The sequence below is a fragment of the Microbacterium sp. AC132 genome (genome assembly GCF_979258525.1).
In genome coordinates, this window is record NZ_OZ409862.1 from 1,853,176 (window position 1) to 1,867,477 (window position 14,302).

10 protein-coding genes are annotated in these 14,302 nt (G+C 69.8%); 3 read left to right on the top strand and 7 right to left on the bottom strand.

What is annotated here, in order from left to right; genetic code table 11:
• Positions 1 to 51 precede the first annotated feature (51 nt).
• Complete coding sequence (locus ACZZZQ_RS08820; protein WP_431738327.1) at positions 52 to 753, bottom strand: NRDE family protein; 702 nt, start codon at positions 751 to 753, stop codon at positions 52 to 54.
• Positions 754 to 821: 68 nt separating this feature from the next.
• Between ACZZZQ_RS08820 and coaBC the strand changes: the two genes are divergently transcribed.
• Together coaBC and ACZZZQ_RS08830 are read left to right on the top strand one after the other, a co-directional pair.
• Positions 822 to 2,036 carry a bifunctional phosphopantothenoylcysteine decarboxylase/phosphopantothenate--cysteine ligase CoaBC gene (gene coaBC, locus ACZZZQ_RS08825; RefSeq protein WP_463507358.1) on the top strand — a complete coding sequence of 405 codons (1,215 nt, stop codon included), beginning with the start codon at positions 822 to 824 and terminating at the stop codon, positions 2,034 to 2,036.
• Positions 2,037 to 2,100: 64 nt separating this feature from the next.
• Complete coding sequence (locus ACZZZQ_RS08830; RefSeq protein WP_463507359.1) at positions 2,101 to 4,323, top strand: ATP-dependent Clp protease ATP-binding subunit; 2,223 nt, start codon at positions 2,101 to 2,103, stop codon at positions 4,321 to 4,323.
• A gap of 92 nt (positions 4,324 to 4,415) precedes the next feature.
• Here ACZZZQ_RS08830 and ACZZZQ_RS08835 read toward each other — a convergent pair whose 3' ends face one another.
• Both ACZZZQ_RS08835 and ACZZZQ_RS08840 read right to left on the bottom strand, forming a co-directional pair.
• Entirely contained in the window at positions 4,416 to 5,003 is a 588-nt protein-coding gene (locus tag ACZZZQ_RS08835; protein ID WP_320489013.1) for a nitroreductase family protein, read from the bottom strand.
• 119 nt (positions 5,004 to 5,122) lie between these two features.
• Positions 5,123 to 6,031, bottom strand: coding sequence for a LysR substrate-binding domain-containing protein (locus ACZZZQ_RS08840; protein ID WP_053098034.1), 909 nt, complete (start codon positions 6,029 to 6,031; stop codon positions 5,123 to 5,125).
• 149 nt (positions 6,032 to 6,180) lie between these two features.
• Between ACZZZQ_RS08840 and ACZZZQ_RS08845 the strand changes: the two genes are divergently transcribed.
• The gene (locus tag ACZZZQ_RS08845; protein WP_463507360.1) at positions 6,181 to 9,663 is read left to right on the top strand and encodes a bifunctional proline dehydrogenase/L-glutamate gamma-semialdehyde dehydrogenase; all 3,483 of its coding nucleotides are present in this window, start codon (positions 6,181 to 6,183) and stop codon (positions 9,661 to 9,663) included.
• 90 nt (positions 9,664 to 9,753) lie between these two features.
• Here ACZZZQ_RS08845 and ACZZZQ_RS08850 read toward each other — a convergent pair whose 3' ends face one another.
• From ACZZZQ_RS08850 to ACZZZQ_RS08865, 4 genes are all read right to left on the bottom strand, one after another.
• A complete protein-coding gene (locus ACZZZQ_RS08850; RefSeq protein WP_295104212.1) occupies positions 9,754 to 10,809 on the bottom strand; it encodes an ABC transporter permease in 1,056 nt (351 codons plus the stop codon).
• 47 nt (positions 10,810 to 10,856) lie between these two features.
• Positions 10,857 to 11,753: an ABC transporter ATP-binding protein gene (locus ACZZZQ_RS08855; protein WP_053098032.1), complete on the bottom strand. Its 897-nt coding sequence runs from the start codon at positions 11,751 to 11,753 to the stop codon at positions 10,857 to 10,859.
• A 115-nt stretch (positions 11,754 to 11,868) separates the two neighbouring features.
• Positions 11,869 to 13,086: a hypothetical protein gene (locus ACZZZQ_RS08860; RefSeq protein WP_463507361.1), complete on the bottom strand. Its 1,218-nt coding sequence runs from the start codon at positions 13,084 to 13,086 to the stop codon at positions 11,869 to 11,871.
• A 34-nt stretch (positions 13,087 to 13,120) separates the two neighbouring features.
• Complete coding sequence (locus tag ACZZZQ_RS08865; RefSeq protein WP_463507362.1) at positions 13,121 to 14,293, bottom strand: benzoate/H(+) symporter BenE family transporter; 1,173 nt, start codon at positions 14,291 to 14,293, stop codon at positions 13,121 to 13,123.
• Positions 14,294 to 14,302: the final 9 nt, after the last annotated feature.

Below are 14,302 nucleotides of genomic sequence, written 5' to 3' on the forward strand. Positions count from 1 at the left end.
CGACGCACGCTGCACGGCGCGCCGCACGCTGCGCTCAGTGACGCTCGCTGCTCAGTGATCCCAGTGGCCGGGGCTGGGAAGCGCGCGATAGTCGACGTCGACCCCGTCGGGGGTGACCGCGGCGGTGCAGTACAGCAGCGACTGGGTCGGGTAGCCGTGCGGACGGTTGTCGCGGATGATCGCCCGATCGTCCTCCGGGTCCAACCGCGCCGACGAGGCGAGCAGGGTCGTCCACTCGCCGGTCCAGTCGCCGCTGTCGGCCGCGGGCCCGAGCGCCCGGAACTCCGGCAGCCACGCCGCGATCCGGGGAGTGCCGAGGTCGTCGAGGTCGTCGTGCGCGATCATGTGGATGCCGTCGCCGAGCGGTGTCTCGCGCAGCTCCGCGCCGTCCCAGCTCAGCACGCGCGCTCCCTCCGGCCGAACCTCGAGCAGGTTGAAGCCGTGCATGGGAAGCGGAGCCACCGGGGACCTCCCCATGACCGATTCGAGGGCGAGCGAACCGCGAGAGACGGCGACGTCTGCCGCGAGATCCACGACGTCGGCGCGGTTCAGCAGCACCGCAAGTCGTCTGTCCGCCGCATTCACTGCGAGCCACGCGCCACCGGCACGCCGGTCGCGGATGCCCGAGACCCCGGGGTAGGCGTCCGGCCACCATTCGCCGAGGGCATCCCACTCCCGTTGCGGGTCTTCATCGCGCACTGCGAGCAGTCGCGCGGTCTCGGATCCGGCCACATCGATCACCACGGTGCACACGGGATCCAGTCTAGAAGCGCGTCGCAGTCCCGGGCCCGCGACGTCGGATGCTGGGGCAGAATCGAACCGTGAACATCGTCGTCGGGGTTACGGGTGGCATCGCCGCATACAAGACAGTGCACCTGGTGCGTCTGCTGACGAAGGCCGGACACGAGGTGACCGTCGTTCCGACCGAGGACGCCCTGCGATTCGTCGGCACCCCGACGTGGGAGGCTCTGAGCCGGCATCCGGTCACGACGAGCGTGCATGACGACGTCGCGCGGGTGCGTCATGTCGCACTGGGCCAGAACGCCGACCTGGTGATCGTCGCCCCCGCGACGGCGAACTCGATCGCGAAGATCACCGCGGGCATCGCGGATGATCTGCTCGGCACCACGCTGCTCGCGACCGAGGCTCCGGTGCTGCTCGCGCCGGCCATGCACGCCGAGATGTGGCGCAACGCCGCCACGCAGGCGAACATCGCGACCCTGAGGTCGCGCGGAGTGCACCTGGTCGGCCCGTCCGACGGCGAGCTCGCCGGCGGCGACAGCGGGCCCGGCCGCATGTCGGAGCCGGAGCAGATCTTCGAGGTGGCCCTCGCGCTCCTCGCGCCGCGTGACCTCGGCGGGCTGGGTGTGGTCGTGTCCGCGGGCGGCACCAGGGAGCCGATCGATCCCGTGCGCTTCCTCGGCAACCGGTCGAGCGGCCGACAGGGCATCGCGCTCGCGGTGGACGCCGCAGCCCGCGGCGCGAACGTCACGCTGGTCGCCGCCAACATCTCAGCCGATGTGCTGGCCGATGCCCGGCATCCGTCCGTCAGGGTCGTCCCGGTCGGGACCGCGGCCGAGCTCGCCGACGCGATGAAGGATGCCGCCGGGGCTGCCGACATCGTCATCATGGCCGCCGCCGTCGCCGACTACCGCCCCGCGACGGTGTCGGAGCACAAGCTCACGAAGGAGCAGGGCGTGCTCACGCACCTCGACCTGGTCGAGAACGAGGACGTGGTCGCCGCGCTCGCGGCATCCCGCGCCGACGGCCGTGCGCCGCAGGGGCAGACCATCGTCGCCTTCGCGGCCGAGACCTCGGAGGACGCGGACGAACGTCGCGAGCGCGCTCGCCGCAAGCGCGAGCGCAAGGGCGTCGACCTGCTCGCGGTGAACCTCGCGAACGCCGGTCACGGCTTCGAGAAGCGCGACAACGCGGTCGAGATCGTCGGGGCGGGAGGTGAGGTCGTGGCATCCGCCGCGGGATCGAAGCGCGAGGTCGCCCGCGTGATCCTGGATGCCGCGCGCAGAATGCGCTAAACTTGAGTCACATCCACTCAACTTTGTGGATGCCGACCCGAAGGAGTCTCCCCAGGAGGAACACATGCCAAGCCCGCAGAGCAGTCCCCAGAACGATGACCAGCAGGCCGCCCTCCAGCAGTTCGGTATCAATCTGACCGACCGTGCCCGACAGGGCAAGCTCGACCCCGTGATCGGGCGAGACAGCGAGATCCGTCGAGTCAGCCAGGTGCTCACCCGTCGCACGAAGAACAACCCCGTGCTGATCGGCGAGCCCGGCGTCGGCAAGACGGCCGTCGTCGAGGGGCTCGCCCAGCGCATCGTGGCGGGTGACGTCGCCGAGTCGCTCAAGGACAAGGAGCTCGTGTCGCTCGACATCTCGGCCCTCGTCGCCGGGGCGATGTACCGCGGCCAGTTCGAGGAGCGGCTGAAGAGCGTCCTCAAGGAGATCACCGAATCCGACGGGCAGATCATCACCTTCATCGACGAGCTGCACGTGCTCATGGGCGCGGGCGGCGGCGAAGGCTCGGTCGCGGCGTCGAACATGCTCAAGCCGATGCTGGCCAGGGGCGAGCTGCGGCTGATCGGCGCGACGACTCTCAACGAGTACCGCGAGTTCATCGAGAAGGACGCCGCTCTCGAGCGTCGCTTCCAGCAGGTCTACGTCGGTGAGCCCACGGTCGAGGACACCATCGCGATCCTCCGGGGGCTCAAGGGCCGCTACGAAGCGCACCACGGGGTGACGATCGCCGACAGCGCGCTGGTCGCCGCCGCGGCACTGTCGAACCGGTACCTGCCGGCCAGGCAGCTTCCCGACAAGGCGATCGACCTGATCGACGAGTCGATGTCGCGGCTCAAGATGGAGATCGATTCGTCGCCGGTCGAGATCGACCAGCTGAAGCGTCAGGTCGACCGCATGAAGCTCGAAGAGCTGGCGCTCAAGCGCGAGAAGGACGCCGCGTCGAAAGAGCGGCTCGCGGCCCTCCGCGAGCAGCTCGTGGGCATGGAGGCGCAGCTCGCCGAGCTCGAAGCCCGCTGGGCGCGCGAGCGCCAGGGACTCAACCGTGTCGGCGACCTGAAGAAGCAGCTCGACGATGCGATCACCCAGCGCGACCTCGCGATGCGGGAGGCCGACTACACGCGCGCCTCGAAGCTCGAGTACGAGACGATCAAGCGCCTCGAACGCGACATCGCCGAGGCCGAGCAGGCCGAGGCGACGGTGTCGACCGAGGGTCGCATGGTCAACGAGCAGGTCACCGACGAGGACATCGCCGCCGTGATCGCCGCATGGACCGGCATCCCCGTCGGGCGACTGCTGCAGGGTGAGAGCGAGCGACTGCTGCACCTCGAATCCGAGCTCGGCAAGCGCCTGATCGGACAGAAGGATGCCGTGAAGGCCGTCTCCGATGCCGTACGGCGCTCGCGTGCGGGCATCAGCGACCCCGGTCGCCCGACCGGATCGTTCCTGTTCCTCGGCCCGACCGGTGTCGGAAAGACCGAGCTGGCGAAGGCCCTGGCGGACTTCCTGTTCGACGACGAGCGCGCCATGGTGCGCATCGACATGTCGGAGTACGGCGAGAAGCACTCCGTCTCCCGGCTCGTCGGAGCCCCTCCCGGGTACGTGGGCTATGAGCAGGGCGGTCAGCTGACCGAGGCCGTGCGACGGCGTCCCTACAGCGTCGTGCTGCTCGACGAGGTCGAGAAGGCGCACCCCGAGGTCTTCGACGTGCTGCTGCAGGTTCTCGACGACGGCCGACTGACCGACGGACAGGGCCGCACGGTCGACTTCTCGAACGTCATCCTGATCCTCACCTCGAACCTCGGTTCGCCGATCCTCATCGATCCGACGCTGTCGCCCGATGAGAAGCGCGAGCAGGTGATGGCGCTCGTGCACCAGGCGTTCCGGCCCGAGTTCCTCAACCGTCTCGACGACATCGTGATGTTCTCCGCGCTCAGTCAGGACGACCTGGCGCAGATCGTCGAGCTGTCGATCGACCAGCTGCACGACCGCCTGCGCGATCGGCGACTCACTCTGGCGGTCACCCCCGACGCACGGTCGTGGCTCGCCGAGCGCGGCTACGACCCGATGTTCGGCGCCCGGCCGCTGCGGCGTCTCATCCAGACCGAGGTGCAGAACAAGCTGGCCACGGCGCTGCTCTCGGGCGGAGTGCACGACGGCGACCTGGTCAGGGTCGACGTCGCGGTCGACGGCAGCGGGCTCATGCTCACGTCGACGTCACCCGAGCCCGAGCCCGATCTCGGATCCGACGACGACGATGTGATCGACGCCGAGCTGCTCGACGAGTAGGACCCGGCCATGTGGCTCGGTCACGCCCGGGCATGACAAGAGGGGCGGATGCCATGGCATCCGCCCCTCTTGTCATGCCCGTGGGCGATGCGTCAGGCGCTGAGGATGACGGTCTCGTCGATCGGGCGACGCACGCGCGGAGCGGTCTCGCCCTGCTGGAGTCCTTCAGGAAGACCGGCGGCGTCACCGAGCTCACCGACAGCGATGACGGTGAGGGCGGAGAATCGCGGCGACAGGTCGGCGAACTCGCGGATGACCTCGGGGTCGAAGCCGCTCATCTGGTGCACGAGAAGACCCTCGTGGTGGGCCTGCACCGAGAAGTGCGCGACGGCCTGGCCGAGGTCGTAGACCGCGTGGCTGATCGCCTTGCCCTCTTCGGACTCGGTCTCGGCGATCGCGACGACGAGCGCCGAGGCCTTCGAGGCCCAGAGCTGGTTGAACTCGACCAGCGAGTCGACGACCTGGTCGAACAGTGCGGTGCCGCGGCGAGCGACGATGAACCGCCACGGCTGCAGGTTGTAGGCCGACGGCGACCAGCGTGCGGCCTCGAGGGCGGCGTTCAGCTTGGCGTCGTCGATCGTGGTCTCGGCGTCGTAGGCGCGGGGGCTCCAGCGGCCGGCGAGGACGTCGAGGACGGGGTGCTCGGTGGGGGCGGTGCGGTCGATCACGGGAGTGCTCACGGAAGTGCCTTTCGAAAAGGAGTCGATCGGACTCCTTCGTCCGGGTACGAGGGTCTCAACAGATGTATGTGAACGCATATTCCCGATGACGCGAGATGACGTCGGGGGACGATCCGCGCTCAGTCCAGCAGGTTGCGGGATGCGGCGGAAGCGAGAGCTCGCCGCACCGCACGGATCGACGGCGCTGCGGCCGATACCCGACGAGCGGAGGAGAAGATCTCCCGACGTGGCTCATCGGGCAGCGGCGTGAGCGCGACGGTCGGTGCCTCGCCGGCCCACACGAGCTCGGGAAGGAGTCCGACGGCGAGACCGGCGCGGATCAGACGCACGTGCGCCGTGAGATCGGCGACCTCGAAGCGCACGTCGGGCTCGAAGCCGGCGGTGCGGCACAGCTGCTCGGCCCAGGCTCGCGACGCCGTGCCTGCGGGTTCGAGCACCCACGGCGCATCCCTGGTCGACCAGAGCGCGGCGACGGCGTCCTCGGCATCCCGGGTTCCCGGCTTCCTGGCCAGCGTGATGGAGTCGTGCACGAGCACCACGCGATCGAGATCGGCGTGGATCGGGCGGGTGCGACCGGGGTACTGCTCGGCGAGGATCAGGTCGAAGTCGCGGCTCGAGACGCCGACGAGCCCGGTCTCGGGATCGCTCTCGGTGACCTCGACGCGCAGGGCCGGATGCTGCTCGCGCAGCGCGTTGAGCGCCCCGGGGAGCAGGGAGTGCGCCGTCGATTGGAAGACCGCGATGTGCACGGTGCCGGTCACCTCGGTGAGCGACTCGGCGACCGCCACCTCGGCGTGTTCGAGCTGATCGAGGATGCCGATCGCCTCGGCCACGAGCACGGTGCCCTGCGGGGTGAACTGCACGCCGCGCCCCACCCGGCGGAGCAGCGGGACGCCGACGTCTCGTTCGAGGGCGCTGAGCTGCTGCGACACCGAAGCCTTGCTGTACGAGAGCGCATCGGCGACGGCCGAGAGCGTGCCGCGACGAGACAGTTCGACCAGCATCCGCAGTCGGTTGACGTCGAGCATCCTGAGCCTTTCGGAGTCGTCCCCATCGTTCACTCCGGCTGAACAGAATGGTCCCGAATCGGTTGATAGACGTAGCCTACCGGCGAGGCTGACAATGATCGAGCCGCACACGTTCCCGGGTGTGCGATCCCCCTGGAAGGCTCACCCCGATGACTGTCGTCGCCGACACCACCACCCCCGACACCACGCCGAGCACCGACGAGGTCGCCGCCCTCGTGCAGCGTTGGCTCACCGAGAGCGAGACGCACCCCGTCGAGCCCGCAGCGCAGCGTCTCTCCGAGGTTCTCAAGGACCCGAACGGACTCGCCTTCACGGTCGGCTTCGTCGACGGCGTGATGCGCCCGGAAGACCTCAGTGTCGCCGGCCGCGCTCTCGCCGACCTCTCGGACATCACGCCCTCGCTGCTGCCCGGCTACCTCCGCGCCGCGATCAAGACCGGCGGCTTCTGGGCGCCCAAGCTGCCCGGCGTCGTCGTGCCGATCTCGCGCCGCGTGCTGCGCGCGATGGTCGGGCACCTCGTGCTCGACGCGACGCCGTCGAAGCTCGGCCCGGCGATCGCGAAGCTGCGCAAGAGCGGCAACCGCCTGAACCTCAACCTCCTCGGCGAGGCGGTGCTCGGCGAGCGTGAGGCCGGCCGCCGCCTGCAGGGCACCTACGACTTCCTCGCCCGCAAGGACGTGGACTACGTGTCGATCAAGGTGTCGAGCGTCGTCAGCCAGCTGTCGATGTGGTCGTTCGACGAGGCCGTGGCCGACGTCGTCGAGAAGCTCACCCCCCTGTACGAGCTCGCCGCGACCTCGGAGGCCGCCGGCAAGACCAAGTTCATCAACCTCGACATGGAGGAGTTCCGCGACCTCGACCTGACGATCGCGGCGTTCACCAGCATCCTCGACCAGCCCGGGCTCGAGAAGCTCGAGGCCGGGATCGTGCTGCAGGCCTACCTGCCCGATGCGCTCGGCGCGATGCAGCATCTCCAGGAGTGGGCCTCGGCTCGCCGCGCGAAGGGCGGTGCGCCGATCAAGGTGCGCGTCGTCAAGGGCGCGAACCTCGCCATGGAGCACGTCGACTCGGCGGTGCACGGCTGGCCGCTCGCCACCTACGGCACCAAGCAGGATTCCGACACGAACTACAAGCGCGTGCTCGACTGGTCGATGACGCCCGATCGACTGGATGCCGTGCGCATCGGTGTCGCGGGACACAACCTCTTCGACATCGCCTACACCTGGCTGCTGGCGCAGGCCCGCGGGGTGACGGATGCCGTCGAGTACGAGATGCTCCTCGGCATGGCGACGGGTCAGGCCGAGGCCGTCCGCAAGGACGTCGGTCAGCTGCTGCTCTACACGCCCGTGGTGAACCCGGCCGAGTTCGACGTGGCCATCGCGTACCTCGTGCGCCGCCTCGAGGAGAACGCGAGCCCGGAGAACTTCATGTCGGCCGTGTTCGAGCTCGCATCGGACCCCGCACTGCTCACTCGCGAGCGTGAGCGCTTCGAGCGCTCCCTGGCCGGTCTCGAGGCCGACCGCTCCGTGCCCTCGTCGAACCGCGTGCAGGACCGTGCGGCCGAGGCCGCCGCGGGTGCCGGCGGTGAGGTGACCACCGGTTTCGAGAACCAGCCCGACAGCGACCCGGCGATCGCCGCGAACCGCACCTGGGGTCGCGAGATCCTGGCGCGGTCGCTGGAGTCGACACTGGGTCTCGACTCGATCGCTCTCGCCAAGGTCGAGACGACCGACGAGCTCGACGGCATCTTCGCCGCCGCATCCGCCGCCGCCGTGCGGTGGGCCGCCCTGCCGGCCGCCGAGCGGGCGGCCGTGCTGCACCGCGCGGGCGACGAGCTCGCAGCCCGTCGCGGCCAGCTGATCGAGATCATGGCCCACGAGGCGGGCAAGACCATCGCCGAGGCCGACCCGGAGGTCTCGGAGGCGATCGACTTCGCGCACTACTACGCCGAGCGTGCCCTCGACCTCGAGAACGTCTCGGGTGCGGAGTTCGTCCCGTCCAAGGTCACCGTCGTGACGCCGCCGTGGAACTTCCCGGTCGCGATCCCCGCCGGTGGAGTGCTCGCCGGCCTCGCCTCGGGCTCCGGTGTGATCATCAAGCCCGCCAAGCTCACGCAGCGCTGCGGCGCGGTCATGGTCGAGGCGCTGTGGGCCGCCGGTGTGCCGCGTGACCTGCTCGCCCTCGTCGATCTCGCGAACCGCGATCTCGGCACGCGCCTCGTCGCCAGCCCCGAGGTCGACCGGGTCATCCTCACCGGTGCCTACGAGACGGCGCAGCTGTTCCGCTCGTTCCGCTCTGACCTGCCGCTGCTCGCCGAGACCAGCGGCAAGAACGCGATCATCGTGACGCCGTCGGCCGACCTCGACCTCGCGGCCGCCGACGTCGCCCGCAGCGCGTTCGGCCACGCGGGGCAGAAGTGCTCGGCGGCATCGCTCGCGATCCTCGTGGGCTCGGTCGCCGACTCGCAGCGCTTCGAGCGTCAGCTGGTCGACGCCGTCACCTCGATGCGCGTCGGCCTGCCCGACGACCCGGCGACCCAGATGGGACCGATCATCGAGCCGGCGAACGGCAAGCTGCTCACCGCGCTGACGACTCTCGAAAAGGGCGAGCGCTGGCTCGTCGAGCCGAAGAAGCTCGACGACGAGGGGCGTCAGTGGACTCCCGGCGTCAAGATCGGCGTCGCTCCGGGCTCGACCACGCACCTGACGGAGTTCTTCGGACCCGTGCTCGGCATCATGCGCGCGAAGGACCTCGACGAGGCGATCCGTCTGCAGAACGCCGTCGACTACGGCCTCACCGCCGGCATCCACTCGCTCGACTCCGATGAGGTCGCCACCTGGCTCGACCAGGTCGAGGCCGGCAACCTCTACGTCAACCGCGGCATCACCGGCGCGATCGTGCAGCGTCAGCCGTTCGGCGGCTGGAAGCGCTCCGCGGTCGGTGCCGGCGCGAAGGCCGGTGGCCCGAACTACCTGTTCGGCCTCGGAGAGTGGGCCCCGGCCGAACTTCCCGCCGCAGCGCCCGGCGCCGCCGTGAACTCGGCCGTCGAGGCCGTGCTCGCCGCTGCGGGTGCAGACCTCGGCGCCGTCGAGATCGAGTGGCTGCATCGCGCCGCCGCGTCCGACGAGCGTGCCTGGGTCGACGAGTTCGGCGCCGTGAGCGACAAGTCCGGTCTCGGTGTCGAGCGCAACGTGTTCCGGTACCGCCCGGTCGCCGTCGACGTGCGCATCGCCGAGGCGGCGTCGCTCGCCGACGGCATCCGCGTGATCGCCTCTGCGCTGCGCAGCGGCAGCCCGTTCACGGTGTCGGCATCCGCTCTGCCGTCTCGCGTCGAGAAGGCGCTGCGCGCGCAGGGCGTGACTCCGAAGATCGAGAACGACGCCGCCTGGGTCAAGCGCTACGCGAAGGCCGCGGCGAAGGCCGAGCACACCTGGCAGCGCGTGCGCCTGGTGGGCGGCGATGCGTCGGCCCTGTTCGAGGCCCTCGGTGGCACGCCTGATGTCGCCGTCTGGTCGCACGCCGTGACGGGTGCGGGTCGCGTCGAGATGCTGCCGTTCCTGCACGAGCAGGCCGTCTCGATCACGAACCACCGGTTCGGCAACCCGACGACCCTGTCGGAGGGCCTGATCTGATCCCGGACTGTGACCGTCTGAACGACGAGGCCCCACCCTGCAGACGTCTGCGGGGTGGGGCCTCGTCGATGGAGGGATGTCCGAGCGACCTCAGCCGCGCAGCGCCTCGCCGAGCTTGACCCGCGACCCCATGCGCAGCAGCGAGTTCTCGTAGATCTTCGCGCCGATCATGATCGCCGCGACGCAGCTGGCGAGCAGGATCACGAGGCTGAGCAGCGGCTCCCACCACTGCGCCTCGCCGACGAACAGCCGCATCGGCATGCCGACCGGAGCCGAGAACGGCACGTACGACATGATCGTCAGCACCAGCGGGTTGTCGTTGAAGAAGATGACCAGGATGTACGGCGCCATGATCAGCATCGTGATCGGGGTGGTGGTCGAGCCGATGTCCTCCTGACGCGAGACCATCGATGCGGCAGCGGCGAACAGGGCCGCCAGCAGGATGAAGCCGAAGAGGAAGAACACGGCGAACCAGATGATCGGGGCGCCGAGGGTCGACAGCACCTCGCGTTGACCCGTCGCTATGAGACCGATGGTGGCGACCGCGGCGAGGGCGAGGATCTGCCCCATCGCGAGGATCGTGTTGCCGATCACCTTGCCCGCCAGCAGCGTGCGGGCGGAGATGGTCGACAGCAGGATCTCGACCACGCGGGTCTGCTTCTCCTCCACGACGCTCTGCGCGATGGTGCCGCCGAAGGTCGCCGCCGCACCCATGAAGACGACTCCGAACGCGATCGCGATGAAGTACCGCAGCAGCGGGTTCGTCGTGGCCGGTTCGAGGATCTCGATGTCGGGTGCCTGCGACAGCGCCGACACGAGGCTGGTCGGTGCGTCCTTGAGAGCGATGATCGTCACCCCGGTCGGTCCGTCGCCGGGGAGCACCGCGGCGTCGACCTTCTCCGATCGCACGAGCTCTTCGGCCGCGGCCTGGTCGGCGACCTCGGTGATCTCGACCGCGGGGAGAGCCGACACCTCGGATGCCGTCTCGGAGGTCACTGCGACGGGCATCGCATCGGTGTTCTTGCTCGCGAAGCCCCCGATCACGATCCCGGCGAGGGCGAGCAGCAGCAGGATTCCGGTGGAGATCAGGAACGCCTTGCTGCGCAGCTTCGACCCGATCTCCCGCTCGGCGACGAGCCAGATCATCGATGCCTGCGAGGGCGAGCCTGCAGACCCGGTGGTGTTCGAGGTGCTCACTGGATGACCTCCTTGAAGATCTGGGCGAGGGACGGATGCTTGGGGGCGAAGCTCGCGACGTCTCCGCGTTCGACGGCGGTGCGCAGCACGCGCTGCGCGGTGTCGGCGTCCTCGGCGTCGAACAGGGCGTAGCCGCCCTCGAAATCGATCACGGTCACGCCGGGCTCGGCGCGCAGCCAGCCGGCATCCCCGGCGGAGACCAGCTCGTAGCGGTCGCCGGCGTGCTGAGCGCGCAGCCCGTCGCGCGAGCCGGCCGCGCGGATCGTGCCGCCGGCGAGGATCACCAGGTCGTCGCAGAGCCGCTCGACCACATCGAGCTGGTGCGAGGAGAACAGGATCGACGCGCCCTTGGCGGCGCTCGCCTGGAGCACCGATGCGACGACGTCGACCGCGAGCGGGTCGAGGCCTGAGAACGGCTCGTCGAGGATGAGCACCTCGGGGTCGTGCACGAGGGCGGCGGCGATCTGCGCGCGCTGCTGGTTGCCGAGCGACAGCGACTCGATCGTGTCTCCCAGGCGCTCGCCGAGTCCCAGCTCGGTGAGCAGCGCGGTCGCGCGCGACTCGGCATCCGCCTTGCTGAAGCCGTGCAGACGGGCGAGGTAGACGATCTGCTCGAGCACCTTCATCTTCGGGTAGAGGCCGCGCTCTTCGGGCATGTAGCCGAAGTGGCGCCGGTCGGTGCTCGACAGCGGCCGACCGTCGAGTGCGACGGTGCCCCCGTCGGAGCCGAGCAGCCCGAGGACGATGCGCATGGTCGTGGTCTTGCCGGCACCGTTGCCGCCGACGAACCCGGTGAGGCGCCCCGGCGCCACCTCGAATGAGACGTCGTCGAGCACGCGCCGAGAGCCATAGCTCTTGGTGATGCCGGTGAGTACGAGCTTTCCTGTGGTCATGCCTTCACGCTATGGCGCGGTGCGGGACCGCGGCATCCCCCGCGTGGCGGATCTGCGGGTGGAGTTGCGCAGCGCGGGAGGCGACGGTGGTCCGCCGTGCGGGGGAGAGCCCGCGTCAACGCAGGAAGAGCACCGAGAGGATCCCGAGCGCGAACGGGGCCATGGTCACGACGAACATGACGCCGACGATGATCCCGACGATCAGCCAGGGGCTGCGTCGCCGGAGGCGCTGGCCGGGCAGGGCGACGCCCGGCGGCGGGGGAGTGAGCAGCCCTGCGGGCGCAGCGAACGGCAGGGCGGGAGCTCCCGGATAAGGGCCAGGATGCTGCCCTGGAATCTGCCCTGGACCCTGCAGTGCTGCCGGGGATCCCGGATGCTGCGTGAGCCGCAGCCGGTCATCGCGCCAGCGCGCCCACTGGTCGAGCTTCGTGAGAAGCGCCCCGACGGCTCCGAACAGCCACGCCCAGGTGGCCGGGTCGAGGGTCGAGACATCGCGTCGTGCATAGAGGAACAGCCAGTCGTCGACGATCTCGACGTCGAGCTGCGCGGCGTGGTCGATGAAGCGCGCCATCACATCGGGGGTGAACAGGTACAGCGCATCGACCTCATAGCCCGTCGGGCAGTAGAGCGAGAAGTAGCGGTCGAAGTCGCCCTCGAGCGAGAGGCGCTGGTCGCTTCTGAAGGCGCCAGCGAGCGTGCTGCCGAGCGTGTTGTTCCCGAGCGCGTCGAGCACGATGTTCGGCAGGGGCACGTCGAGTTTGACCGCGACGTATCCCCAGCGATGCGTCGTCGACTGCTTGCCGTTGCTGGTCGTGTACTGGTAGTTGCCGAACTCGACGAAACGCGGCTCCACGCCGCGCAGCACGTCGGTCGACATCCGACTCGAGCCCGACGAGAAGATCATGCCGGGCAGGGGCGGCTCGTCGATGCGGTCGAGATAGCTCATGGCGTTGGCCCGGGCGAATCGCGCGAGGCGGAAGCGAGTGATGTTGCGCAGGCGGATGCTGCGGCGCACGAGCATCACGACGCCGACGACGATGCCGGCGAGAAGCACGAGCCCGATGAGCGCGGCGACGGCGACCCCCGCCTCCTGACCGACCGCATAGCCGAGGCCGAGGATCATGATCCCGAGGATGGGGACGACGCAGAGCAGCGCGAATCCGACGCCCACCCAGGCGATGATCCGTGCGGCCGACGTGGGGTGAGCGGTGCGCTGGGCGCGTGCGAACGCGTCGACCTCGGCGGGATTCACCGGATCGAGCAGGGCGCGGGCGTCGAAGGACCCGGCGGGAGCACCGGCCGACGGCACAGGAGCAGGCGTGGGAACTGTCACGCGTCCACGGTAGCCGAGCGCCTTCTCCGCAGCGTCAGCGACGGCCGGCGTGCAGAGCGGTGCGCACGAGGAGTCCGGCCACGAGAGCCCAGAATGCGGCGCTGACGCCCAGCACCGCGATGCCGGATGCCGCCACCAGGAAGGTCACCACGGCGGGGATGCGCTCGCCGGGGTCGTCGATCGCCTGCTGCACCGACGACCCGAAGGCGGCGAACAGCGCGAGCCCCGCGACAGCCGGGATGACTGCGTCGGGAGCGAGCAGCACCAGCGCGGCGAACGCTGCAGAGAAGCCGCCGAGCACGAGGTAGGAGAAGCCGGTCGAGACACCGGCGACCCACCGACGCCGTGGGTCGGGATCGGCGTCGGGTGAAGCGGCGAGGGCCGCGCTGATCGCCGCGAGGTTGATCGCATGGCCGCCTGCCGTCGCGCCGATCGCGGTGCCGACACCCGTGACGAGCATCGCCGGACGCCAGGGGACCTCGTAGCCGAAGCTGCGCATGATGGCGATGCCCGGCACGTTCTGCGAGGCCATCGTCACGATGAACAGCGGCAGCGCCACCCCGACCAGAGCGCCGACCGTGAACGTGGGGGCGGTCAGCTCGATCCGGGGGACGAGGAGTCCGGCATCCACTGCCGTGCTCTCCTGCACCAACGAGACGGCCACCACGACTGCTGCCGCGACGAAGGCGAGCGGCACGGCCCACCGCGGCGCGAGACGCGCGAAGACCAACCACGTGATCACCACGGGAACCACGCCCCACGGATTCGCGATGAGTCCGGTGATCGGTGCGAGACAGAGGGGCAGGAGCACCCCGGCGAGCATGGCCTGCGCGATGGACGGAGGGATGCGGGCGATCAGGGTGCCGAGAGCGGGCCACAGCGCCGTGAGCAGGATGAGCGCGGCCGTGACGAGGAACGCGCCGACGGCTGCCGACCATCCGCCGTCGACTGCTCCGGTGGCGGCGAGGAGGGCGGCGCCGGGAGTCGACCAGGCGACGGTGATCGGCATCCGATATCGCCAGGCGAGGACGACGCAGGCGAGCCCCATCGTGAGGCTGACCGCGAGCAGCCCGCTGGCGGCCTGCTCGGGGGTCGCTCCGACGGCGCTGAGGCCCGTGAGCACCACGGCGAACGAGCTCGTGAACCCGACCAGCGCGGTGACCACCCCGGCCAGGATCGGTCGGGAGAGGGGCGCGGCGGTCGGCATGCGTCAGAG

What these genes read in the sequence shown, in the direction of transcription:
- ACZZZQ_RS08830 (WP_463507359.1), top strand. Translation starts at nt 2,101, where the DNA reads ATGCCAAGCCCGCAGAGCAGTCCCCAGAACGATGACCAGCAGGCCGCC.
- ACZZZQ_RS08840 (WP_053098034.1), bottom strand. Translation starts at nt 6,031, where the DNA reads ATGCTCGACGTCAACCGACTGCGGATGCTGGTCGAACTGTCTCGTCGC.
- ACZZZQ_RS08845 (WP_463507360.1), top strand. Translation starts at nt 6,181, where the DNA reads ATGACTGTCGTCGCCGACACCACCACCCCCGACACCACGCCGAGCACC.
- ACZZZQ_RS08850 (WP_295104212.1), bottom strand. Translation starts at nt 10,809, where the DNA reads ATGATCTGGCTCGTCGCCGAGCGGGAGATCGGGTCGAAGCTGCGCAGC.
- ACZZZQ_RS08855 (WP_053098032.1), bottom strand. Translation starts at nt 11,753, where the DNA reads ATGACCACAGGAAAGCTCGTACTCACCGGCATCACCAAGAGCTATGGC.
- ACZZZQ_RS08865 (WP_463507362.1), bottom strand. Translation starts at nt 14,293, where the DNA reads ATGCCGACCGCCGCGCCCCTCTCCCGACCGATCCTGGCCGGGGTGGTC.